Genomic DNA, 22,719 nt, shown 5'->3' on the forward strand with positions numbered 1-22,719 from the left:
AACGATACCATTGGCGGTCATTCACCAATGGTATGAATCTTTGATTATTCATATTTATTATTTAGAACACAGTTCTATTAATTATGATCTTTGCGAATTTTTCCTAACACAAATGTTAGGGCAAATGGCAGCACAATCGCGATCGCCATTCCAATGAAAAACGGCGCCCATTTTTGCTGAACGATTGATAAAAACCCAGGAAGACCGCCAACACCAATAGAAAATGCGATCACTTTATTGAGCGTAATGAACATTCCGCCAATTGCTGCTCCGATCATCGCTGAAATAAATGGATAACGGTAGCGTAAATTCACTCCAAACATGGCCGGTTCCGTGATACCCAAATAAGCTGAAACGGCAGATGTGAATGACAGCCCTTTCAGTTTTTCATCTTTTGCTAAAAACATCATGGCTAACGCCGCCGAACCTTGAGCGATATTAGAAAGAACGAGAATCGGCCATAAAAATGTTCCGCCAGTGTTGGTGATCAGCTGCAAATCAACCGGCAAGAACGTATGATGCATCCCCGTGACAACAAGAGGGGCATATATCGCTCCATATAGAAGCCCGCCAATTGCTGGAACATTATGAAACACTGAAACAAATACACTTGTAATCCCGTTGCCGATTGCAAATGTAATCGGTCCGATCGCAATAAACGCTAAAAAACCGGTAAATAGCAGCGAAAGCGGAGCGACTAACAGCAACTGAAACGCATCGGGAATTCGTTTACGCCAAAACAGCTCTGTTTTCGCCAGCACGTACGATGCCACTAGCACAGGCAATACTTGACCCTGATATCCTACCTTTTGAACATCCAATCCGAACAAATTCCATACAGGAATGTTTCCTTCTTCTTTCGCTGCTCCCCAGCCCCATGCGTTTAACAAATCTGGGTGAACAAGCATTAAGCCTAGCACAATACCAAGCAATGGACTGCCGCCGAATTTCGTTACCGCTGACCAACCGATTAAACCTGGCAGAAAGACGAACGCCGTATTGGCAATTAAGTTAATAATGCTGGCAAGATCGGCCCACTCTTTATGCACTTCCACAAATGATTTGCCTTCATAAAAAATATTTTGGCCTGTCAGGATATTATTAATTCCCATCAACAAACCTGCTGTCACAATCGCCGGCAAAATCGGAATAAAAATATCAGCTAATGTTTTAATCGCACGCTGAAGCGGGTTTAGCTTCGCTTCCGCTGCATCTTTAATCTCTTGCTTTGTCGCGCGGTCAATCCCCGTCAACTCCACCATTTCGTTGTACACTTTATCGACAAGCCCTTGTCCAATCACGACTTGAAATTGACCGTTTGCCGAAAAGGAGCCTTTGACGAGATCAATGCTTTCCAAAGCCTCTTTATCTACTTTTCCCTCATCCTTTAATGCAAATCTTAACCGGGTAACACAATGTGTTGCCGCTACAATATTCTCTTTTCCTCCAACAGACTCAACAATCTTTTCAACTGATTGTTTGCTGATATTCATGATGATCCCCCCGTAATCGTTTACAAAACAAGTGTTATTTTGCTACGACAACCATAAATGAATCCGTTCCTGCCTGCACGCTTTCGAGCGACTTCTTTTCGAGTGATTGAACGGCATCCATATTGGTGATGACAATCGGTGTGATCGTGCTTGCTGCTTTTTCTTTGATCAATGCAAGATCGAATGTCAGTAAACTGTCGCCCGCCTTGACTTTGTCACCGACCTTCACATGTCCAACAAATCCTTCACCGTTCATCATAACGGTGTCTAAACCGATGTGGATCAATAGCTCCAGTCCCGTCTCAGAACGAATACCAATCGCATGCTTCGTATGGAAAAATTGAATAACTTCCCCATTGACCGGCGAAACGACAATTCCGTCTGCAGGATCAATAGCCACTCCATCCCCCATGAGCTTTTGGGAAAATGCTGGATCAGGAACTTGTTCGATCTCGACTATTTTTCCGGTTAAAGGGGCTAAGAGCGTTTCCTCTTTTTTTCGAAACCATTTTTTTAACATTATGAACTCTCCTTTTAACCGCTTTCAAAACTTGTATATACAAGATGCTTTTATTTTAACCTGTATATACAAGTTCGTCAATAAAAAAGTTACCCGTATACATCGTCACCACTGAAAAAGTACTTTATTTAATAAAAGAGTTCCTAATTTTGAACTTCCCCCTGTCAAGTTTACAGTGGAAATAATAAAAGTTGCTTTATACGGCTTTGGTCCTATATTCCATAAAGGGCATTTTTATTCGAGACAATATAATCGGTCTCTATTACCTAAATAAGAAAATAATCTAGAAACCTCTTGGTAGTTTTTTCTTAAAATTCCCCTTTTTCATTTCTATTTACTAAAAATTCCTTTATCTGTCTTATAATGAAACAAAAAGCTTTTCCACTTGATGGAATCCATTTCGTTTCAATCGGAGGCATGGATACAGTGAATGTCAACTATATACCTTCAGAATGGGAAAGGACCAAGAAAGGAATCGGCAACCTGATCGGCGTCGGTGTATGGGGAAAAGGCATGATCGACAACTTAAAAGATATCAGCGATCTTTTGGAAGACGCCCAGTCAGACATAGCCAAATATGACAGCGATGGTGTCATCTCTTTCACCCATACCGATCGCAAAAGCCAATATCAAAGCTTATATGAGGATTTTCTTGTCATGCACCGCTTTAGCGGCCGCATCGGAGATATTGTCGACCGCACCATCGATGAGCCGTTTTATCAAGATATCGATGCTTTTGTCGAAGCGATGCGCGACTTATCGATATCAGAGATCAAGACGAAAAACCGCATCGGCGCAAAAGAAACAATCGTTGTTCCAGGAACTTATGGCTCACAGGAGACGATCGAAGTGCCGAAAGCCGAGGTCGGACTGGAAGATCTGTTCAGCGGCAGCAACTACTATGCCAGGCTAATGGAACGGGAATACGCCTCATGGAAAGAACTGAACACCCGCCAGGACTTTTCGAAAAAAGAATATATACAGACGACATTGAATTCCCATGCTTTTCAGTATGAATCGATCAAAGACGGGCAAATGAACAAAGAATTCTGGGGGCAAATAGCGGCGCTCGTCGTGATTGTCGGCGTCTCATTTATTTGTCCGCCAGCAGGGATGGCATTGGGCATGGCCTATGGTACACTGGAATTAAGCTCGGCCGTTTCCGGAAAAGACTGGATTTCAGGGAGGGAACTAGAAACAGGCGAAAGAGTATTCCGCGGTGTCCTCGCTCCATTGGATATCGTCCCTGGCGTCAGCGCGCTTTCTAGATTCAGCAGCGCCGCCCGCTTTTCACCTCTAAGAGAAGCAAGTGATCTTCAATTATTAACGGGGTTAAAAACGGGCTTCCAGCAAAAATCACAACGTGCCTCCGACATAGTTGTCCATGCTGAAAAAGACATCGTTGCCCGCATTCGAAATGCGAAAGCATGGGCGAAGGAAATGCCGCATCATTTGAAAACCGGCGCAGCAAACGGTGCGTTGCAAGTCGGCCGATTCGTAGACAACGCCGCAACAAACTTAAGACACCTCCTGCCAAGCCGGCAAATGGGATTCGCCATGAAAGGGGCTGGGAATGTTAAGGTTCCGGTGGAGAATAAGATTCAAGCTTGGTTAAGTAAGTTGGATGGGATAAATGTAGGCGGAGGTAAAGCAGGCAACGATGGCGTTGAACTTAGCACTAAGGGTACTGGTAAAAAAACAGTTGAAAAAGGAAAAGATTACTCAACTCGTATTGACAATCAGGTAGAGGAAATTGAAAAAATGCCTTTACCTTCGAGTATTGCTACTACATTTAAAGATTCAAATTATAGAACAGTGATTACAAAAGAGAATGTTACAGTCTATAGAGTATTTGGCGGGCATGCAGATGCAGGCGGAACATTTGCTACAACTTCTCCGGCTGTAAATAGGATACAAACTAAAATTGACTTAGCTTTACTCCCAGAATGGAAAAATACGAGGAACTATGAAGCCGTAATTGAAGTTCCAAAAGGAACTATATTGAATATTGGCAGAGCTGAAAAACAAATTACTAAAACCGGTAGTATTCTAAAAGGGGATGCTGACCAAATTTTATTACCTTTAAATTATTCTTTAGAATGGATAAAGGAAATTAGGCCAATACCTTCAAAATAGGAGGTTTTGTTATGCAAAACGAAGAAATGGATAATATTAAAATTCAAATACAAAAGGTTATGGATTTAGTTTATGAAAAAAAAAATCAGAGGGAACATAAATTTTTAGATACATTATTAGATAAGTTGAAAGAATTATCAGAAACTGTAAATACCAATAGCAATATTGATGAATTAAGGAAAGATTCTAAGCTAAAAGGAGCCTTGAGAGCGTATTTTGATACCAACTTAGTTGAGAGTTACGATGAACCACTAGTAATTGAGTTAGATAAATTAGAAGTAATGTTGCAACAGAAGACGAATTAAAGTGTTTTTTTATTTAATATCTACACGGAACATATTTATTCCAAAGAATTTAATGGGGGGAAGGACCAGGAATTTTAAAAATATGCTTCCTCTAAATTTAATATTGGGTAGTATAAACAAAAAATTTACTAAGTATTTAAAAATTATTATCTTCGTATAGTTATGACATCAAAAAATAGACAGTTCAAAATGCATATACAGCTAAAGATGACTCCAGTACAGTTGGGGTCATTTTTTACATAATGAACCGTTGAAGGAGAAATAGAGAAGCCAAATTAAAACAATAATAAGGGTACTGGTAAACTTTATAGAGGAGATAGTTTATTGCATTCACCTAAAAGATCTAATGGAATTGGTAAGCCATTTATATCAGATTCAGGTAATTTAGTTCCTGCAAATAGTAAAGGTATATACAAAAATCGACAAGTTACTGTTATAGAGCATATTTTAGGAGGTTACAGAAGGGGAGCAAAATCAAATAGCCCTTATATTAGTTTCACTGGTAATAAAGGTATTATTGGAAATTATGGGGATTACTTAATAGAATTAGATATTTCTTCTTTGAGAAAAGCGATTAGATCAGGAGAAGTTAAAAATGTAGCTATTTTATCCCCAAAACAGATTCGAAAATTAATTGAGAGAGATAGCTCTTCTTCTGATTTTTGGAAAAATAGAGCGTTAACTTGGACTACAAGAGACAATGAATATTTGATCAGAGGAGAGATACCTAGCAAATTCATAAAAATTTCTCCTAAGGAGTGAGTATATTATGTTTTTATATTTCCAAGATGAATGTCTAGGCGAAATACAAGATATCAACACTGAAGGCATGTGGATGTATGGTAAACTTATACCTAATCAAAATATAGTAAAGTTTAAAGAGTTTTTTAAGGCTCTGACGGATGAAGAAAACGATTTTAAAGAGAGTGAATATAATGAAGAATGGCTGAAGGATGAAAATTGGTTTATTGTGAATGATCATCAATATAAAAGAGGAATTTATTTGCCGGCTGTGTATGAAGACTGGGAAATAAATTGGAGATGGAGGTAACTGATTTAGAACAAAAACCTTGATTGGCTATAAGCCATTCAAGTTTTTTCTAATTTAAATCTAACAGCTAAGGAGGGAATATTTTTGGATATTAAGTCGGAAATAAAAAAGGTATACGATAACCGTCTGCTTAAGACAGAAAAACAAGTGGAAGAATTTGAGCAAGCTTTAAAAATTATATATGAATATGGTGAGGTTTCAATTATTAAAGATTTAATTTTAGCTTTTGATGATAATACTGAACACCATGAGGTAATGTTTAACTTGGTGCATACTATTGAGCATTTATATAAGAATAAAATAGAGGAAGGGTTAAAACTAATTGCTACTTCTGTGCCAACAGTTATAAGTTATGGGAGGGAATGGATAGAAATTTTACATTACAGAATATTAAATCACCCCCATGTACGTACAATTTATGCAATAGTTTTGGAGAATATCGACATCAAAACAAGAAATATTATTAAAGATTTGTTAGGAGATATAAAGAAAGAAGATCCAGAATTGTTTGGTGAGTCAGTAGATGAGGTATTAGATAATATTTAAGAACTAATTATGAAAACCTTGATTGGCTTTATGCCTTTCAAGGTTTTTATTTTAAAACTAACAGATGTATCAAATAATAAAGTGCAATTACGAGAAAATTTATATATCGTTTTTACCAACATTTTAATTCAGACTTCATAATGGTTCTGCCTACTATGAGTTTGGCTGTGATGCATGGTGAAACTATTAACAACACTAATACCCTTCGAGTACGCTTTAAAACACGAGAGAAAGCTTTCTCGTGGCGAGAAAGAGGGTATAAACTTTTAACTGACTGTGACAATAAGAGCTGGCAAATTATTTTTGTATTGTATTTTCACTAAAGACGGTCGTATAATACTCGTCATTGTTAACAAGCGTTACGTTAATCTGAATTTGCGTAACGGAGGGGGAAGGTATCATGAATGTGATTGGATATATCCGAGTTTCCACACAAGGGCAAGCCAAAGATGGATACAGCCTTGCCTACCAAGAAGATGAAATTAAAGGCACAAGGATACACTCTCTTACGTGTGTTTAAGGATGAGGGAATGCTAACATAGTATTAAAGAAGGATGAAGCAGGGAATTTTATTTTAACTGGTTATCCAACCAAATAATGGAATGGAGGGAAAAATGCTTGTTAGTCAAAAATAATCCAGAAGATCCAGTTTTTCAGTTCTTGGCTGGGACTTTTCATCAAGATGCAGATTCACCTGAAGAGGCATTACAAGAATTGTTAACAGAGGAAAGTAAAGAATATCTTAAATCTGCTATCGTATTTTTAACAGAATTCATCAATAGTGAGTATTCGGATGATGAAAAGAATGAATACATTCAACACTGTGCAGACGGAGTATATTTTCCTGATCTTGAGCTAACTCCAATTCAATGGCTAAAAAGTGTAGTAGAACAATTAAAAGAAGCTGTAAAAGCAGAATAGAACTACAAATTCTTGAGTACCTTGATTGAGTAAAAACTCTTTCAAGGTTTTTTTCTAGCAATGGGAATTATATTGGAAAGTGGTGAAAAAATGAAACAACCAACAAAAGAAGAAATAATTAATAAATTAAAAATGATTTTACAAGGAAAGCTAACACGAGAAGAAGTAGCAGATTGGGCTTCAAAATATGTAATGCAGGATGAGCCAAATATATCAGATGAAACTGTTTGGGAACTTTTACAAATTGTTTCCGGAATTGATTTAAAAGATAGTCCAGATGAATATCTACATGTAGAACAAGACATTATAGATTGGATAAACAAGTATAGCAATTAAAAAGCGTTAAATAACCTTGATTGGTTACAAGCCTTTCAAGGTTTTTCTATTTTAAAGCTAACTCTACAACTGCCTTCATGGTTCGTGCCTCTCACCCTATAGAATGGATCCATGCCGGACGCACAAGAAAAATGCGATTCTTGTATTTCACAAAAACCGCGTCATACCAAGGTTTTTAATGATTATTCCGACTGGGCTCGAACTAGCGACCTCCACCCTGTCAAAGTGATGCTCTCATTGCTGAGCTAAGGAATCTTCATAAAGCTTTGAAAGCTCTTCAACAACATAAATATCTGTGGGTTTATTGTTGTTTATAATACTGACTATTTCTCTTTGGAACTCTCCATCCCTACTTAAAATTTCTGCTGCTTTCTCATTAGCTTCTTTTTCGAATTCACTCTCTTTGTATTTAGTTCTGCGATATTCTTCCATTGTCATACCATTTTTAAATTGTTTTACATGAACCAATTCATGAATGAAGATAAACTTTATAAAAATTCTTATCGCTTCTTTAAACACACTCAAAACGTGAATTTTTGAAAAATATCCTTGACGCCTTTACAAATACTCTCGGTAAAAAATACCACTTTTTCAACTTGGGACTTATCTTCGCTTGGCACTGTACTTGCTAGAATTGAATGATCTGGAACTTCTTGTTTAATTCTAATAGAATCCGTAGTAATTTTATATTCTATATCCTCAATATCATCTAACTCTTTTTTGATGGAAGAATGAAATGATGTTAGACTAAAAAGTAGACACAGATTATTATAGTAATAATAGACTGAAAAATGAGGTGTCTACATGACAAAAAAACAAAGGCGGTACGAGGAAGACTTTAAGCGTCAAACTGTTCGTTATATTTTGGAGGAAGCGAAATCCGTTGCACAAGTGGCTCGTGAGCTCAAAATTAACGAAAATACTCTTCACGGCTGGATGAAAAAATATAAGCAAGAACCTGAAATAACAGAAACCCAAACGTTTCGATCCGAAGACCACGAAGTTCGTGAACTGAAGAAACGTATTCGGGATCTGGAGGAGGAAAACTCCATCTTAAAAAAGGCGATGCACTTCTTCGCGAAAGACCAACGGTAAAATATTCATTTATCCATGAGCATCGCTTCGATTACCGATTGGAGAAGATGTGCGAAGTATTGAAAGTTTCTCGAAGCGGTTATTATAAATGGCGTGATCGTCCCAAAAGTGCTAGACAAGAGCGTCGAGAAGAATTGACGCAGGAAGTGCGTCGTGTGTATATCGAATCTCGCCAACTGTATGGGAGTCCAAAGGTTGCCAAAAAGCTTAATCATGAAGGCATTAAGGTTTCACAGAAGACGGTTTCCCGCATAATGAACAAAGAGGGAATGAAGTCTCGTACCGTGAAAAAGCATAAGGCTACCACTAACTCAAAACATAACCATCCGGTCCACGAAAATGTCTTAAACCTGTTTATTGCAAAATAAAAGTACATAGTTTTGCAAGAAATTTGTGCAGAATAGCTGCATAAAAAAAGGCTTGCCAGCTCACCCAATAACCTCTACTGTTGAGATTGAGCAGAACTTAACAGTAGGAGGATAAGAAAGGATGCTAGCAATGCCTGAAGTTAATTATATCAAACATTTAAGAGAAGTCGAAGATATGTCAATCTCTGAGATCGCTAAAAAGACAGGTAAAAATTGGAGAACAGCAAAAAAATACGCTGACGGTGAAGTACCAGTAGAATCTCTTCCCTTCCGTCGAAGGGGAATGATGTACGAGGAAGAGTACGGAGAAATCGTAGATTGTTGGCTTGAGGAGGACATGAAGCTTAAGAAAAAAGAAAGACGAACAAACAAGAAGATGTTTGAACAACTTAAAGAAGAGCACGGGTTTAAAGGTTCTTATCGAACCGTTTGTGAGTACATTCAGCATCGCAGACCACAAATAAAAGAAGAAAAAACCACAAGATACGAACGTCTGGAGCACCCTCCGGGCGAAGCCCAAGTGGATTTTGGAAATATGACGGCTGTAAAAGACGGCGCATATAAAGACATCAAAACTCTTATTCTCAGTTTTCCATATAGTAATGCCGCCTTTTCTTATCCCCTGCCGGCAGAAAACTCGGAGTGTTTTCTAGAGGGCTTGAAACAGTTATTTCACCAGGCTGGGGGTGTCCCGACATATTTACGAATTGATAACCTGTCGGCAGCGGTTGTAACGGTAGGCAAGGGAGACAAGAGAAGCTATACGGACTCTTTCTTACGCTTCCAGTCCTATTATGGATTTGAAGTACAACCATGCAATCCCGGTAGTGGACATGAAAAAGGGAATGTAGAGAAAAAGGTAGGCTATACAAGAAATAACTTTTTTGTAACAGCCCCAGTAATGGAGGATTTTTCACAACTGGCCCACTGGCTAGAAGAGAAAATGGTAACCGATCGAAAACGCCCTCACTACGAAAAAGGAGTTCCGATAGAAGAATTGTGGGCTGAGGATCAGAAGCAATTAAAAGCTTTGCCAATCAGTGATCTTCCAATCTTTTCAATCGACTCGGCTACTGTAAATAAATATGGCGAGATTCTAGTCGATAGAGAAAAATTCCTTATTCATAAAGCGAGGATCAAACAGACACTAGTTATTAAAAAGGAATGGGACAAATTCACTTGCTTTTCGAATGACGGTGAAATGATCTATCAAGACTCACGTCCCTATATGATGACCACAAGGCCTATACCATGGGACAACATCTTGGCCGACTGGGAGAAAAAGCCACGTGCTGTTAAGTATTCTCGTTTCTTTAAATACCTGCCCGAAAGAGTACAAACTTATCTTACGATAAAACCTGATGAGATTAAGAAACGGGTGGCAGGCTTAAAAAAACTGCTGGAGGTTCATGCCTTACAAGACATCCATAAATGTTTGGAAATGGAGCAACGTATTGAAAAAGAGCCGCACGAATTGGGTTCCTTATTGGAAGCTCAGAAAGCAACTTATCCGGAAAAATTGTCAGAACCCCATACCCCTTCTGTATTACTAGATTATGAAACGGATTTAAGCATGTATGATCAGAGGCTATGTCCGACCTTAGAAGGGAGGGATAACTGATGATCGCTCGTGATCTGAAAGAAGTCTGTAAAACCCTGCACCTTGCTTATATAGCTGATCAGTATGAAGACATTGTCTTTGAGAATAAAGAACAGTTTTTATGTGATGTATTACTGGCCGAAGTCTCATCAAGACAAGCTGCCAAGGTATCGAGACTAATAAAAAAAGCCAAATTTAGAGAACTGAAATGGTTGAAAGATTATGAATGGAACGACCAGTTGCATCTGCCAGCTACCACGACAAAAGAAGAGATTTGTGACCTTCGTTTCTTACATGGGAAACAAAATTTATTGCTTCTTGGCTCACCAGGAACAGGCAAAACCCATTTAGCGACAGCTCTTGGATTAAAAGCCTGCGAAAAAGGGTTTGAGGTTCGTTTCTTTCGTGTCGCAGATTTGGTAGGACAATTAGAGGAGGCGTTAAAAGAAGGTACTTTACAACGAGTAAAACGTCAAATCGATAAGTGCGATTTACTTATACTAGACGAACTGGGATATGTTCCTTTCCAAAAACAAGGATCGGAATTATTGTTTCATATCATAGCCGACTGTTATGAACATAAAAGTGTGATTGTCACATCGAATTTAGAGTTTGGCCAATGGAATCGAGTGTTTGGAGATAACCGCTTAACTTCCGCTTTAGTGGATCGCTTGGTACACCATGCCCATATCATCGCATTCACAGGTGAAAGTTACCGGCTGAAAAATGCTCTTTCTTCTGTGAAATTGAATGGTAATTAATGTAAAAAAATAAAGCTGCAAGCCTATGTATTTTTCGCTGCAATACTCTGCACTTTTTGCTTGCAAAAAACATCTTAAACCAACATTTTACTGTTACGAAACCAAATGAAGTATGGGTAGCTGATATCACCTACATTCCAACGGATGAAGGTTGGCTTTATCTAGCTAGTATGATGGATTTGTATTCAAGGAAAATAGTCGGCTGGCATATAGACTGTTCCATGAAAAAGGAGCTAGTGTTAAGTGCTTTAAAGCAAGCCTATCAGCGTCAACAACCACAGGGTTCTATCCTCCATCATTCTGATCGAGGGAGTCAATATGCTTCAAATGACTATCAAGCTAAGCTAATGGAATACGGAATGAAATGTAGCATGAGCCGCAAAGGAAATTGTTATGACAACGCTTGTATTGAATCATTTCATGGGGTTATAAAAAAAGAACTAATCTATCAGACTCGTTATAAAACAAGGGAGGAAGCAAAAAAGAGCATATTTGAGTATATAGAAATATTTTACAATAATAAACGTATTCACTCCGCAACAGAGTATTTTTCGCCATCTGAATACGAACGTATGTACTATAAAAAGGGAGCTTAATGAACATATTAATAGAATAGTTAGACCCGAAAATTTACCTTTTAAAAATAATTAGGACAACGTCGTAATTATTTTTAAAAGGCCACCAAGCGATAGCGCGGTAGCTGCGAAAAAAAATCTATAAATTTTTGTGTCTACTTTATTGACCTAATATCAAAATGCACCTGTTAACTCATCAATTATTTCTTCTATTTCTTTTTTACTAATAAACTCCATTTCCTATTAGTTAAAAGTAAGAATTTACATGTTTCATATTATCATGCTCTACTGTTGAAAAACGTTACAATTTACAATATAAAAGGTATTCTTCCTTTCCACACAGTAGACTAAATATTCAGTTTCTTGTGTGTAGAAAACATCCCCTCTATTATATTTAAAATACATTACACCCACTGAAAAATTATCAGTTACTACCGTTTTTTTCGCCAAAAACCTTACCCTTGTTTTCCCACCATTTTATAAAAATTTTTTCGCAACTTTTTTATAAAAATTTTTTCGCAACTTTTTCTTCGCTACCACCGATTACTATAGCGAGAGGATTACTCCACCTCGATTAACTCCTGGATGTCGATGTCCAGCACTTTGCACACTTTTTCTAATGTTGAGAGATAAACTCTGCCCACGTTGTCTGAACAAAGATGGCTGATGGTGTTCGGGCGCAGCCTTTAAGAAGCAAAAAATCAAAAAAGTAGATAAAGAGTTAAAAGCACTTACCAAGCCTTTAGGGATACAGCTTGAAACGATGCCAGGCATTAATACGGTGACTGCATCGGCTTTCATTGCAGAAATCGGGGATATTCATCGTTTCACTAACTCCGACAAACTCGCAAGGTATGCAGGTATAGCCCCTGTCAGAATAAGTTCGGGCGGCAAGGAAACTATTCAGAAAAGCAAACAAGGAAACAGGAAATTATACACTATCTTTTATAACTTGGCTGTTCAACAAAATACATATTTGTAAAGGCAGTAAAACTCCTCGAAATCCTGTGTTTTATGAGTATTATCAGAAAAAGCTAGCAGAAGGTAAAACCAAACAACAAGCGCTTATTTGCATTATGAGAAGACTTGTCAATATTATCTATGATATGAGAAACACAAGACCGCTTATATCATGCCTGAACGGAAAGTCAGTTGATATAATGGGTGATGGTTAGTGAAACTGCCACCCATTTATAAAGTACATTTTTATAATTTCCTAAGGGTACAGGTAACACTGAGTTAGGTAAAATAACAGGATATAAATTTAAAGAAGATGTTGATTTAGATTTTAGGGGAACAGGAAAGACATATAGGGACTCATTAAATGAAGCTTTTATTAGGACAGGTGTACCGAGAACAGAATTTACTGTGACTAAGCGGGGAAGATATGCTAATGGTAAATCATTCCCAGTAGAGTGGAGAGCTAAAAATGGTGCAGAAATCAATATTGATATTGGACATACAAAAAATGGTCCAGATGTTCCGCACATTGGTTATCAAACTGGGGAAAAGAGGTGGAGGAGGAGCCATACGTGGGCATATACTGGTAGACGATGTAACTGTAAATAGATAAATGGAGGAATGTATATGTTGTGGAATATTGAGGAACAGATTATGTCTGCTGCTGCTTCTATGAACATCAATGTAACCAAAATATCAGAACATGATACAGAATTAAGATTTCAACAACTTTCCAGAAAATACGCTAACGGTACTAAATTATTTCCGTTGTGGGAGCATCTAGATAACGATATAGCTGTACAACATCCAGAAGCTTGGAAATGGATTGCTGAATATATTGGAAATTCTCAAGCTATTTTGATGTTTAACCCATCCGATGAAAAATCGTCTTATGAAGTAGAGGGGGGAGAAAATCTAGTAAAACTACTGTCAGAAATGTTTAATGTTGAGTTCTATGTTACTAATAAGAACAATGAATATTTATTATGTTTTAACCATCATGATGTACTAATTGCATGTGGAGATGCAACCGAATGGATAAAAAAATAGATTCTTCACCACATTTTGTGATTTAACCCAAAAAATAAGGAAAACACTCACGAATTCCTAGCAATAAAGTTAGTGTCACTTAACATGACAGGAGGTTCTAAAATGTTTTCCGTATCACTAGATTTGCCAGAATTTGAAGTTGTTAAACAAGTGTTTCTTGAAGATTGCAATTTGTTACATGTCGAGAAAAATACTACAGAAGAACGCTGTTCTTACTGCGGTTTTTTTTCTAGTCATGTCCATGACTGGCGGACAAGAAAGGTGCGTGACTTGTCCGTATTAGGTAAGCCCCTTTTCTTATTTGTCAGAGTGTATAGATACCGTTGTCACAACTGTAATGAGGGATTTTCACAAACATTTGAATGTATCCGTCCTAATAAGCATCAGACCAATCGGTATAGAGAATATCTGTACGAAATGTGCATTGGCTCTACTATCCAAGAAGTGAGTCGAAAGGAAAAAATACCTTATACAACCGTTGAAAGAATATTTTATTCCGTTGCTAAAGAAAAAGAGAAGGAGCATTTAGAAACTCTTGAAAGTGTTTTAGAAAACGATGCATTAATCCTTAACCTTGATGAGATCGCTGTCCGAAAGGGTCACCGATATGAAACAGTTCTTATGAATACCCAATCCGGGAGTGTGCTTGGTATGGAACATCAACGGAGTTATCATTCAACTCAGATCTTACTTGTCAAGAAGATTCTGTCTAATAAATGGGTTCATACCGTTGTTATGGATATGTGGGATCCCTTCCATAAAGCTGTTAAATCTATATTCCCAGAGGCCTGTATCGTCATTGATAAATATCATGTGGTGCAAAAGGTGACACATGCACTTGACCAAGTTAGAAAGAAAACTCCTGGACTAAAAAAGGGACGGTTTAAACTCTTGAAAGGTTCTGAAAAGTTAACGGCTAATGAAAAACAACAATTAGACGAGATGCTCAAAGAGCATTCAGAATTGTCATATGCCTATTTTCTAAAAGAACTCTTTAGAGAAATATACCAAGTGAATGACTATGATACAGCTGATTCACTCTTAGAAGAATGGATTCAACTCGCATGGAGCAGCCCATTTCCTTCATTTCATCAAGTAGCCAAGACGATAGAAAATTGGAAGGCACAAATTTTACAATATTTTCTTACCCCTTTTACGAATGGCCGGATTGAAGGGACAAACCATAAGAGTAAGAATATCAAAAGACGTGCTTTTGGCTTCAGAAACCTTGAAAGATTTCGGCTACGTGTATTTTTGGAATGTACAGGTAAAACTTATAAAAATCAGGTTGCTTAACCATGCCCTTCATCAGCTTTCCGCATTGTAGTTGGTAGAATGGAATCCGTCAAGGAAAGCACTTGACCGCTTCCATTCTACCCACTTAGTGGTCTGCAAGCTGACGAAGGAGCTACTCTAGATTGAGTATCAATCTCGCTAACTTATTGCCGGAATTGTGTGAACATCACAGAATATGGTGATGAGACAAAAAATTTTTAAAGCGAAAAATTCTGCAAGTACTCCCAAAAAAGGACAAACAGAATATTTGTAAACCAAAGATACAAAATACCCCAATTTATTTGGGTTTCTTTTAAAACTCTTTTTAATAAAAATCTAATTTTACAAAATGCTCATAGTAATAATAGACTAACAAATGAGGTGTCTACATGACAAAAAAACAAAGGCTGCTATCATTGATTTTGTAAACTTTGAAAAGCAAAAATATATAAAATCTTCCTCAACGTTTAAATCGTTCACTGGAATTTAGGCCATTCTTTTTGGTGGGACAACAGCCACGGAATATTCGCCTGCTATTCGTTTATTTAATTTTAAATATTTTTTAAAAAAGTTTTTCCAATTGTTTATTCCTTCAATCTGTATGATCATCTATGCTTTTCTTTCTCAAATAATATAGATAAGAAATCGGAACGATTCCACATATAAAAATTATTCCTGCAATTAAAACACCATTAATTGCAGTAAATCCTTCACTTAATGATGTGAGGATTCCTATTATAGTTGAAATAAGTGTTAATACAACAAGTGATATTAGGAATCCTTTTTTGGGTGACCTTTTTTGACTTTCATATTCCACACTAATGTTCATTGATAAGAAAGCTGATACGACCGTTGTAAGGATAAACACAAACCATAATGGATTTTCTCTCATTCCATCTATTCCTTTTGTTATTAGGTCATAGCCTAATATTCCGATGATTCCAAGTGTCTGTAAAATGTAGGCAATTCGTAAATTTTGCAGATTTTTCAATAATAATCGTTCGTCTTTTATTTTTTGCAATTTAATCACTCTCCCTTGTCTACCCAAAAAATTTCATCTAACGTTTTATTAACCGCATAACAAATTTCGAGGCACAATTTTAAAGTAGGATTGTATTTTCCTTTTTCGATTAAACTGATAGTTTGGCGAGTTACACCAACCTTTTTTGCCAGTTGTTGTTGGGTCAGATTTACTTGGATACGAGCAACTTTAAGATTGTTTTTCACAATTTCAAAACCCTCTCTGAATGTAATTTATATATTACATTTTATACAATATATATTACATAATTCAATATATATATTACATTTTGGATAAAAAATTTTACATTATTTATATTTTTGATTTGCCAAAGAGGAGAAAAAAGCAGGGTAATTTGATATGACAATTACCCTGCTTTTTAATGTACTTTCAAAAGTTATTTAATTTTGCACTTTAAAAGGGAATCCGTTAGTTAATAAGTGATCTCTCCATTCGTTCAATAATTCTTTACACAACCTATTAATTTTTTAAAGTACAAACTGAAATGAAATCCATTTTGTATAAACCAATTAATGATATTTCTGTTAAATATTTTGATATCATGTATAACAATTGTATCAAATTTGGTCTTTCTTAAATTGTTTAAGGTAACCCATTTCAGAGATGCCCTATCTATCTTACATTACAAAAAATTCTTGTCGGCACCATCTTCCTCAACTTTTTTTGTAGCTTTATTTCTTTCATACACCAGAAACAGAAATAATATTGGCACGATGATGAAAGCTCCAATAGTACTCCACAATATATCTGTTCCGCTTATGACTTGTTCTTTCAGCAATCGATAGTAGGTATATGAAGAATAGGGCAACACTAGAATGATGGAAGTGATTACACCAGGAGTGTATTTCCTTAGATAGAATGCTTGCCCTAAATGTGTGAACACATGGGCAAAAAAGATAAACAGTAACATTAAAAAAATATAGTAAAAAGAGAAAATGACGGCTAAACATGTTGCTGTTGTAATGGTAAGGAAAATCCAAAATACATCGTTCGCAAATTGAACAGTTGTCATCTGAAAGCTGCTATAAAAATATTTTCGTATTGATTTAGGTAAAACCGCAAGAACTTGTTCCTTGTTCTGTTTGGTCCACTTCTCCACCGTAAGAATCTCTTCAAAATCATGAAACATAAACAAAATAGGAAATAACCAAAGCACGCTAATCAAATGAAGTTGAGAATCCAACCATTCTAATACCATTTCAATCACCGCTTTTCGAACGATTTTGAATTCCGCCCAAAAACATCTGTCCTACTTTACTTTTTCTCCTGTTAATAAATATTGATGTACCAATCGTTCTATAATAGCAGCGATGGCCTCTGCTGCCACCCATGTGTCAATTTTTTCTTTTACAATTCCGAATCGCTTGTTATTGAACATATCAATCTTTTTCGAATCTGATCACTGTCTCCTTGTCTGATTTGTTTTTTCCTAAAAAAGTAAATAATTTGATAAACATGTTGGTTACAAAAGTTTTGACATCCGATAGCGATAGTTCAACAGATTTTTCCAACATCCCTTAGTTTTATTAACTGTTGATCAAAATTTTGAAATATTTGTTGAAAGATATCTTCCTTACTTTTGAAACGCAGCTTGTGTTAAGCTTTCGTTTGCAACAAATTCGCTTCTTTTGGTACTTTGAAAACCCTTTTTCGTAAAAAGCTCTTCTGGCATAAAAATAACTTTCTCTTACTCGCTTCGCCTTTTTTTACAGCCAACAAGAACCCCCTTTTTTATAACTAACTAATTAGTTAGTTGTAATTATAGGAAAAATTTGCTTTGTTGTAAATAGGTTTTCGAACAGTGAAGAATGGAAAGTACCGAAAGTAAAAAGCCTGAGGCGCTTAAAACTAATGTCAGTCTTTGCTTTCGCTGATAGAAAAAATTATTGCATTTATAATAAAAATTAATCAATAAGGTGAAAGCATAACGAGGCTGCCGCAATGGCCGTTAAACCGATGAGACAGCCGCTGTTTTTTGAATGGGGACTTATCCTTTGTTGCGTCTTTTTTCTCACACTGTAGACAGCACAAGCCAGATCCTATTCCGGGGATTATGTGTTAAAACGGGGATAGTATTAATTGGATAATAATAGGAATGAATAAAGCTAAATAGAAAACGGCGAAGAAGTTTGGACATTATTTTGAAGAAAACTGGGAGGCGAAAAGCTAATTTCAGACATCATTTTGTTTTTATCTAACGGTTTTGTCCAAAAAAAACACTTAATAGATCAGTGCGATTAATATATGTTTAAAATATTTTTGACTCGCTTGATTTCTTTCTTATTTTCAAACAACTCTTCCACAAGAATTTTTTGACCGTTTGCTACATCAGTGAGCTGTTTGTCCATCTCCTCGATCTTTTGTTCAACTTGGTCGAGCCGCTCATTGATTTCGACCAATTGCTGCTTCGTTTGTTCAAACTGCTGATCGGTTTGTTCAAATCGTTGGTCAATTTGTTCAAACCGGTTATTCGTTTCTTCTGAATGGTTTTTTAGCTGCTCAGCCAGTTCTTTAATCGCTTGCAAAATCATTTCATTTGTAATTTCAGCCATCGGTATGCTCCTTTCTTCATTATAAATATAAATATTATTATACCATATTGCGGTCATTTCGATATCAATCGCATCAACTTTCATGTATTCACATGGTAATTGGAGTATGATGTTTAAAAACACTTTAAGCAATGTTTCGCTCAAATGGAGAAAGTTCGACACTCTCTACATTCGCAAGAGCGGTTATAGATACTTTTTGTTGATCTATTAAGAATCTATCACATTATTTCAGAATAATTTTCACTGATTTTTCCATTTTCGTTTTTTCGAATGATTGTCTTTTGTTGCGTTTCATAATTTAACAACGATGTTTCGCTTATTGATCATTTAATACGATCAAATGATTATTTGTAATCTTTAACCATACTTCTTTTTGCGCAAGTTCAGAAGATGTTGAGTAGAGATTTTTTCATAACTTTGCGTTTCTATCCCTTTTTTGCTCTTACTAATCGGTAGAGATCAAACGATACCCTCGATAACAGTCCGAATGTCTTTTCGTCTTCCTCAATAAAAATAGAAATTTTGGAAAAACCTCTTTCGTTTTTGAAAGGCATCGCTTAAATAGATCCAACCTACTTTCTCATTAATTTCGAAGGAGCAATTGAGAGATTGAATAGATTTCTGAACTGTTTTCGATCCTCAATTTCCTTATATTATTAGAAAATATTCATTCCTCTTTCATATATCTCTCTTCTCGTAATCGTAAACGACAGCTTCTCTCATTGACACTATAGTTATATGCGGGGATTTTTTTTCAGGCGATACGGGGGTACCGGTTCTGACGTCCTTTTGATGAAAAATCGGGATTATTGAATTAAGATGAGAAGCTAAAAACTTTACACACAAATATTCTCCATAAAACTCCTCCCTATCATCAAGATTACGCAAAAACCCTTTTATCATCAGCTTTAACAATACGTCCTTTTTCACCAAAGGGGCTCCTCATGATCGACAAACGAATATAAAAATGGCAGCAATATCATATCCAAAACTGACAACAACAAAAATATCAACATAGTAAACTTGAATGGAAGCCCAAATACCTGTAATGCAAAAGATATGACCAATGGTACAAAAGTTGCTATACCCATTTTTTGTCTTGATTTCATTGTTGGATACATTTTTGTTCCACACTTAGGGCACTTTATTTCTTGACTAAACTTGAACGAAGCACGAAATATGTTTCTCCAACTAAATGGATGGTTACATTTACAACATTTTGGCAATCCCATTGAAACTACCCCTTTTTACTTTATTTTACCATATGATATATATTTCTCTATGATTGATAACAACAATCTTTTAGAGAATAGCTTTTATTTTACACTGATGTAACCTGTTACAAATCCATGGGGTGTATTATGTTTTCATGAGTGAAATGTTTGGATATTATGTGTGAAAATAAAGGCAGAAATTACACTTATTGTCGGCATATAATAAATAATAAGTGTATGTATTAAGATGAAAAAGAGGAATATTGCAAATAATCAAGAATGATCAATGCCGATCTTTAGGTGAAAAGAGTAATAATAGTATGAAAAAGATATTTTTTATGAGTCAAAAGGATTTGTTAAAAAGAAGGATTAAGCAAATATTATCGAAAGTTCGAACAAAATAATTAGGATCAAACGCGGACTTTACTGTTAAGCTGAATTTAAAAATAATGGGATCGATATGTTTCGCGTTGCAATGAATAAGTTCGGAACATGAAAAATATGATAAAGTAGAGTAAATATTTATGAATAAAATCAATTAACCTCCTTCTTTTTGAACATTTTTAAGAAGGAGGTCTCAAAGCAATCGTACGATAGGCTTGTTCAAAACAGATCTTTTTCCTATCCTGTATGTTGTTTTTAAAGGCTGTTTTCGTAAGCTTTGTTGACTTCCGATTGATTCGCTGTTTATTTAAAATTCCCTTTTGTTTCTGGTATGATGAAGCTGCCCAACAGATACAAAATGAAGAGAGCAATAAAGAAATACCCCAAGGACGATGGAATATTCGACGTTTGACCGCTGACCACTGTTACCAAAGTCGGCATCATCCCGCCTACAGCAAATCCCATATTCCAGGACAGTCCAGTACCCGTCGAACGAATAGATGTAGGAAAACGTTCATTTAAAAAGATCAGCACGGGAGCATATGAGCCATTCCCTAAAAACGACAACCCCATTGCAAAGAGCGTAATCATTGTCAGATTTTGAGCGTGTGCCAATTCTGTATATAAATACGGAAGAGCAAATAGATTTACGATGCCTAGTAAAATGAATGTTTTCTTTCTACCTATAATAGTGCTCAAATGACCGAGAACAACAGCAGCAACCAGTGCAGAAATACTGCTGACCATAAGAATAATTGAGGATTCGGTCTGCGGGATATCATTAATTACTTTTAAAAAGGTAGGCAAATACCCGCAAGTTAGGTAATAGGCTGAGCCGCCGCCGATTACAATCATTAAATTAATTAATAAAACTGACAAATATTTAGTGAATACCGTTTTCACCGGAGACTGCTGATGTTCCGGTTTCGTTTCTTGCTCCTTCTTATGCTGCACCCATAACGGTGACTCCTCAAGCTTCTTGAATACGAACAGTCCGAGAACAGAGCTCAATATGCCGGTAAAGAACATAAAGCGCCAGCCCCATTCGCTGAATTCCGGCCCAGAAAAAATATTTGACAAAACAAAATATACTATGGAGGCCAGCAATGCACCAAGAGCAGCACCGCCCCCGCCGACAAGGCCGGACATCAAGCCGCGCCATTTCTCCGGTACGGATTCCGTCCCAATTGTATGAGTGGAAGCAACAACTCCTCCGACAAATACACCTTGGATTAAACGAAGAATAATAAAGATGATTGATGCAGCGGCACCGATTTGAAGCACTGTTGGCAGCGCTCCAAACAGGGCGGTAGAAATCCCTACACCAGACACGGCCACAACCATTGCTCGCTTCCTCCCATGGCGATCAGCATAGGCACCAAAAAGCGCTGAGCCGAGAGGACGCAAAAATAGTGTAACTGCAAAAGAAGCATACACAGCGGCCAATGAAAGTGTCGGTTTATCTGTCGGGAAAAACAACTTTCCTAACTCAGGGGCAACATAGAGAAGAATAAAGAGATCATACAAATCCAACGACCAACCCAACAGAGACGCCATAACGGCTATTATCATTTGCTTTCTACTAGTCGATGCTTCCAATGCTGAAGTTTGCTGAACGGTTGTCTCCATATTACCATTCATACTACTCCACCTTTCTTTTAAAAAATTTTTAATTTTCAGTAAATTTTAACTTCAGGAAACGGCTAGCTCGCCGTTTCCCGAAGTTTCCGTCTTATTTGCCTTTAAAATTCGGCTTTCTTTTTTCGACGAATGCTTCGACGCCTTCTTTGAAATCTTCTGTAGTGCGAAGCAATCCATAGGCTTTTCCTTCTATTTCAATTCCTGCACTAAGCGGTGTTTCTTCGGCTGCATTGAGCACTTGTTTACATACTTTTAATGCAAGCGGAGAGAAGTTTACAAGCTCTTCAACGAGTGAATCGACAGCGCTTTCTAGTTCTTCCTTTGGAACAACCTTTGTAATAAGGCCCCATTGATACGCTTCTTCAGCAGGAATTCTTCGTGCACGCATAATCATGTCTTTTGCGCGAGTTAATCCTACTGCTTTGGCCACCCTTTGTGTTCCGCCGCTTCCTGGAATCATACCAAGATTCATCTCAGGCAGTGCTAATAATGTGTCGTCTGCTGCAATTCGAAAATCACATGCCATAGCAATTTCAAAACCGACTCCAAACGTATAGCCTTGAAGCTGAGCAATGACAGGCTTTGGAGAACGTTCTGGTGCTGCAACGTTTACAGCAAGATGTGATAATTCTTCTTGATGCACTTCCAAAAATTCAGGGATATTCCCTCCTGCACTAAATGCCTTATCTCCTTCACCTTTAATAATGATGACGCGAACATCATCGTCTTTATTTAACTCATCAAAAATTTCTGGAAATTGCGAGCGAGCTAGCATGCTAATATAATTCATTTTTTCTGGACGGTCGAAAACAATTGTTGCCGTCTTTTTTTCCGGATTTTTTTCAACTCGAATGTGATCATATTGTTTTACTGCTTCCATGTTTTGGTTCCCCT

General features: G+C 36.8%; 26 protein-coding genes and 4 pseudogenes. 17 read left to right on the forward strand and 13 right to left on the reverse strand.

The window, feature by feature from the left end:
- Window positions 1–77: 77 nt before the first annotated feature.
- Together treP and NSQ61_RS09750 are read right to left on the reverse strand one after the other, a co-directional pair.
- Entirely contained in the window at window positions 78–1,493 is a 1,416-nt protein-coding gene (gene treP / locus NSQ61_RS09745) for a PTS system trehalose-specific EIIBC component (RefSeq protein ID WP_063386460.1), read from the reverse strand.
- A gap of 34 nt (window positions 1,494–1,527) precedes the next feature.
- Window positions 1,528–2,013 carry a PTS sugar transporter subunit IIA gene (locus tag NSQ61_RS09750; RefSeq protein ID WP_063386461.1) on the reverse strand — a complete coding sequence of 162 codons (486 nt, stop codon included), beginning with the start codon at window positions 2,011–2,013 and terminating at the stop codon, window positions 1,528–1,530.
- 417 nt (window positions 2,014–2,430) lie between these two features.
- Between NSQ61_RS09750 and NSQ61_RS09755 the strand changes: the two genes are divergently transcribed.
- From NSQ61_RS09755 to NSQ61_RS09790, 8 genes and pseudogenes are all read left to right on the forward strand, one after another.
- Window positions 2,431–4,149, forward strand: a complete 1,719-nt coding sequence (locus NSQ61_RS09755) for a hypothetical protein (RefSeq protein WP_340806851.1) — start codon at window positions 2,431–2,433, stop codon at window positions 4,147–4,149.
- An 11-nt stretch (window positions 4,150–4,160) separates the two neighbouring features.
- Window positions 4,161–4,454, forward strand: coding sequence for a hypothetical protein (locus NSQ61_RS09760; RefSeq protein WP_094245387.1), 294 nt, complete (start codon window positions 4,161–4,163; stop codon window positions 4,452–4,454).
- 324 nt (window positions 4,455–4,778) lie between these two features.
- Window positions 4,779–5,216 (forward strand): hypothetical protein, encoded by a 438-nt coding sequence (locus tag NSQ61_RS09765; protein ID WP_232515500.1) that lies wholly within the window; start codon window positions 4,779–4,781, stop codon window positions 5,214–5,216.
- 7 nt (window positions 5,217–5,223) lie between these two features.
- Window positions 5,224–5,505: a hypothetical protein gene (locus NSQ61_RS09770; RefSeq protein ID WP_130158595.1), complete on the forward strand. Its 282-nt coding sequence runs from the start codon at window positions 5,224–5,226 to the stop codon at window positions 5,503–5,505.
- Window positions 5,506–5,589: 84 nt separating this feature from the next.
- Window positions 5,590–6,051 carry an Imm30 family immunity protein gene (locus NSQ61_RS09775; RefSeq protein WP_327874245.1) on the forward strand — a complete coding sequence of 154 codons (462 nt, stop codon included), beginning with the start codon at window positions 5,590–5,592 and terminating at the stop codon, window positions 6,049–6,051.
- A 400-nt stretch (window positions 6,052–6,451) separates the two neighbouring features.
- Window positions 6,452–6,584, forward strand: a pseudogene (locus NSQ61_RS09780) (recombinase family protein); the annotation flags it as partial.
- Between the two features lie 85 nt (window positions 6,585–6,669).
- The gene (locus NSQ61_RS09785) at window positions 6,670–6,972 is read left to right on the forward strand and encodes a contact-dependent growth inhibition system immunity protein (protein ID WP_063389303.1); all 303 of its coding nucleotides are present in this window, start codon (window positions 6,670–6,672) and stop codon (window positions 6,970–6,972) included.
- A gap of 90 nt (window positions 6,973–7,062) precedes the next feature.
- Window positions 7,063–7,308 (forward strand): DNA-binding protein, encoded by a 246-nt coding sequence (locus NSQ61_RS09790; protein WP_094246458.1) that lies wholly within the window; start codon window positions 7,063–7,065, stop codon window positions 7,306–7,308.
- A gap of 234 nt (window positions 7,309–7,542) precedes the next feature.
- On the opposite strand, the gene NSQ61_RS09795 is transcribed toward NSQ61_RS09790, so the two are convergent.
- The gene (locus NSQ61_RS09795) at window positions 7,543–7,740 is read right to left on the reverse strand and encodes a hypothetical protein (protein ID WP_130158591.1); all 198 of its coding nucleotides are present in this window, start codon (window positions 7,738–7,740) and stop codon (window positions 7,543–7,545) included.
- Window positions 7,741–8,112: 372 nt separating this feature from the next.
- Here NSQ61_RS09795 and NSQ61_RS09800 point away from each other — a divergent pair, with 372 nt between their 5' ends.
- The 5 genes and pseudogenes from NSQ61_RS09800 to NSQ61_RS09820 form a co-directional block, all read left to right on the forward strand.
- Window positions 8,113–8,403 (forward strand): transposase, encoded by a 291-nt coding sequence (locus tag NSQ61_RS09800; protein ID WP_339212343.1) that lies wholly within the window; start codon window positions 8,113–8,115, stop codon window positions 8,401–8,403.
- 47 nt (window positions 8,404–8,450) lie between these two features.
- Window positions 8,451–8,771, forward strand: a complete 321-nt coding sequence (locus tag NSQ61_RS09805; protein WP_340806863.1) for an IS3 family transposase — start codon at window positions 8,451–8,453, stop codon at window positions 8,769–8,771.
- A 121-nt stretch (window positions 8,772–8,892) separates the two neighbouring features.
- Window positions 8,893–10,392: an IS21 family transposase gene (gene istA, locus NSQ61_RS09810; RefSeq protein WP_327848831.1), complete on the forward strand. Its 1,500-nt coding sequence runs from the start codon at window positions 8,893–8,895 to the stop codon at window positions 10,390–10,392.
- A complete protein-coding gene (gene istB, locus NSQ61_RS09815; RefSeq protein ID WP_412674477.1) occupies window positions 10,392–11,132 on the forward strand; it encodes an IS21-like element helper ATPase IstB in 741 nt (246 codons plus the stop codon). Before istA ends, istB begins: the two co-directional genes overlap by 1 nt.
- 50 nt (window positions 11,133–11,182) lie before the next feature.
- Window positions 11,183–11,728, forward strand: a pseudogene (locus NSQ61_RS09820) (IS3 family transposase); the annotation flags it as partial.
- A gap of 539 nt (window positions 11,729–12,267) precedes the next feature.
- On the opposite strand, the gene NSQ61_RS09825 reads toward NSQ61_RS09820, so the two are convergent.
- Window positions 12,268–12,390, reverse strand: a complete 123-nt coding sequence (locus NSQ61_RS09825) for a helix-turn-helix domain-containing protein (protein ID WP_340808095.1) — start codon at window positions 12,388–12,390, stop codon at window positions 12,268–12,270.
- 2 nt (window positions 12,391–12,392) lie between these two features.
- Here NSQ61_RS09825 and NSQ61_RS09830 point away from each other — a divergent pair.
- The 4 genes and pseudogenes from NSQ61_RS09830 to NSQ61_RS09845 all read left to right on the forward strand — a co-directional run.
- A pseudogene (locus NSQ61_RS09830) lies at window positions 12,393–12,863 on the forward strand (transposase); the annotation flags it as partial.
- A 92-nt stretch (window positions 12,864–12,955) separates the two neighbouring features.
- Window positions 12,956–13,280: pseudogene (locus NSQ61_RS09835) on the forward strand (polymorphic toxin type 47 domain-containing protein).
- 14 nt (window positions 13,281–13,294) lie between these two features.
- The gene (locus NSQ61_RS09840) at window positions 13,295–13,717 is read left to right on the forward strand and encodes a DUF6756 family protein (protein ID WP_242009372.1); all 423 of its coding nucleotides are present in this window, start codon (window positions 13,295–13,297) and stop codon (window positions 13,715–13,717) included.
- Window positions 13,718–13,819: 102 nt separating this feature from the next.
- Window positions 13,820–15,013: an ISL3 family transposase gene (locus NSQ61_RS09845; protein WP_340806865.1), complete on the forward strand. Its 1,194-nt coding sequence runs from the start codon at window positions 13,820–13,822 to the stop codon at window positions 15,011–15,013.
- A 571-nt stretch (window positions 15,014–15,584) separates the two neighbouring features.
- Here NSQ61_RS09845 and NSQ61_RS09850 read toward each other — a convergent pair.
- The 9 genes from NSQ61_RS09850 to NSQ61_RS09885 form a co-directional block, all read right to left on the reverse strand.
- Window positions 15,585–16,013: a hypothetical protein gene (locus tag NSQ61_RS09850; RefSeq protein ID WP_066248228.1), complete on the reverse strand. Its 429-nt coding sequence runs from the start codon at window positions 16,011–16,013 to the stop codon at window positions 15,585–15,587.
- Between the two features lie 5 nt (window positions 16,014–16,018).
- A complete protein-coding gene (locus NSQ61_RS09855; RefSeq protein WP_066248232.1) occupies window positions 16,019–16,219 on the reverse strand; it encodes a helix-turn-helix transcriptional regulator in 201 nt (66 codons plus the stop codon).
- 437 nt (window positions 16,220–16,656) lie between these two features.
- Entirely contained in the window at window positions 16,657–17,232 is a 576-nt protein-coding gene (locus NSQ61_RS09860; protein ID WP_340806869.1) for an HXXEE domain-containing protein, read from the reverse strand.
- A 51-nt stretch (window positions 17,233–17,283) separates the two neighbouring features.
- Window positions 17,284–17,412, reverse strand: a complete 129-nt coding sequence (locus NSQ61_RS09865) for a hypothetical protein (RefSeq protein ID WP_340806871.1) — start codon at window positions 17,410–17,412, stop codon at window positions 17,284–17,286.
- An 859-nt stretch (window positions 17,413–18,271) separates the two neighbouring features.
- Window positions 18,272–18,586, reverse strand: coding sequence for a hypothetical protein (locus NSQ61_RS09870; RefSeq protein WP_311067060.1), 315 nt, complete (start codon window positions 18,584–18,586; stop codon window positions 18,272–18,274).
- Between the two features lie 678 nt (window positions 18,587–19,264).
- Window positions 19,265–19,516, reverse strand: a complete 252-nt coding sequence (locus NSQ61_RS09875) for a hypothetical protein (protein ID WP_117017505.1) — start codon at window positions 19,514–19,516, stop codon at window positions 19,265–19,267.
- Window positions 19,513–19,818, reverse strand: a complete 306-nt coding sequence (locus tag NSQ61_RS20295; RefSeq protein WP_117017504.1) for a TIGR04104 family putative zinc finger protein — start codon at window positions 19,816–19,818, stop codon at window positions 19,513–19,515. Before NSQ61_RS20295 ends, NSQ61_RS09875 begins: the two co-directional genes overlap by 4 nt.
- A gap of 669 nt (window positions 19,819–20,487) precedes the next feature.
- Window positions 20,488–21,825, reverse strand: coding sequence for an MFS transporter (locus tag NSQ61_RS09880; RefSeq protein ID WP_311067059.1), 1,338 nt, complete (start codon window positions 21,823–21,825; stop codon window positions 20,488–20,490).
- 91 nt (window positions 21,826–21,916) lie between these two features.
- Window positions 21,917–22,705: an enoyl-CoA hydratase/isomerase family protein gene (locus NSQ61_RS09885; RefSeq protein WP_327847675.1), complete on the reverse strand. Its 789-nt coding sequence runs from the start codon at window positions 22,703–22,705 to the stop codon at window positions 21,917–21,919.
- Between the last annotated feature and the right edge of the window lie 14 nt (window positions 22,706–22,719).

It is taken from the genome of Aeribacillus sp. FSL K6-1121 (assembly GCF_038003725.1).
GTDB lineage: Bacteria > Bacillota > Bacilli > Bacillales > Aeribacillaceae > Aeribacillus > Aeribacillus composti.

Coding starts and splice junctions, on each gene's coding strand:
- treP (WP_063386460.1), bottom strand. CDS start 1,493: ATGAATATCAGCAAACAATCAGTTGAAAAGATTGTTGAGTCTGTTGGA.
- NSQ61_RS09750 (WP_063386461.1), bottom strand. CDS start 2,013: ATGTTAAAAAAATGGTTTCGAAAAAAAGAGGAAACGCTCTTAGCCCCT.
- NSQ61_RS09755 (WP_340806851.1), top strand. CDS start 2,431: ATGGATACAGTGAATGTCAACTATATACCTTCAGAATGGGAAAGGACC.
- NSQ61_RS09760 (WP_094245387.1), top strand. CDS start 4,161: ATGCAAAACGAAGAAATGGATAATATTAAAATTCAAATACAAAAGGTT.
- NSQ61_RS09770 (WP_130158595.1), top strand. CDS start 5,224: ATGTTTTTATATTTCCAAGATGAATGTCTAGGCGAAATACAAGATATC.
- NSQ61_RS09790 (WP_094246458.1), top strand. CDS start 7,063: ATGAAACAACCAACAAAAGAAGAAATAATTAATAAATTAAAAATGATT.
- NSQ61_RS09795 (WP_130158591.1), bottom strand. CDS start 7,740: ATGGAAGAATATCGCAGAACTAAATACAAAGAGAGTGAATTCGAAAAA.
- NSQ61_RS09800 (WP_339212343.1), top strand. CDS start 8,113: ATGACAAAAAAACAAAGGCGGTACGAGGAAGACTTTAAGCGTCAAACT.
- NSQ61_RS09805 (WP_340806863.1), top strand. CDS start 8,451: ATGTGCGAAGTATTGAAAGTTTCTCGAAGCGGTTATTATAAATGGCGT.
- istA (WP_327848831.1), top strand. CDS start 8,893: ATGCTAGCAATGCCTGAAGTTAATTATATCAAACATTTAAGAGAAGTC.
- istB (WP_412674477.1), top strand. CDS start 10,392: ATGATCGCTCGTGATCTGAAAGAAGTCTGTAAAACCCTGCACCTTGCT.
- NSQ61_RS09840 (WP_242009372.1), top strand. CDS start 13,295: ATGTTGTGGAATATTGAGGAACAGATTATGTCTGCTGCTGCTTCTATG.
- NSQ61_RS09845 (WP_340806865.1), top strand. CDS start 13,820: ATGTTTTCCGTATCACTAGATTTGCCAGAATTTGAAGTTGTTAAACAA.
- NSQ61_RS09860 (WP_340806869.1), bottom strand. CDS start 17,232: ATGGTATTAGAATGGTTGGATTCTCAACTTCATTTGATTAGCGTGCTT.
- NSQ61_RS09865 (WP_340806871.1), bottom strand. CDS start 17,412: ATGTTCAATAACAAGCGATTCGGAATTGTAAAAGAAAAAATTGACACA.
- NSQ61_RS09870 (WP_311067060.1), bottom strand. CDS start 18,586: ATGGCTGAAATTACAAATGAAATGATTTTGCAAGCGATTAAAGAACTG.
- NSQ61_RS20295 (WP_117017504.1), bottom strand. CDS start 19,818: ATGGGATTGCCAAAATGTTGTAAATGTAACCATCCATTTAGTTGGAGA.
- NSQ61_RS09880 (WP_311067059.1), bottom strand. CDS start 21,825: ATGAATGGTAATATGGAGACAACCGTTCAGCAAACTTCAGCATTGGAA.
- NSQ61_RS09885 (WP_327847675.1), bottom strand. CDS start 22,705: ATGGAAGCAGTAAAACAATATGATCACATTCGAGTTGAAAAAAATCCG.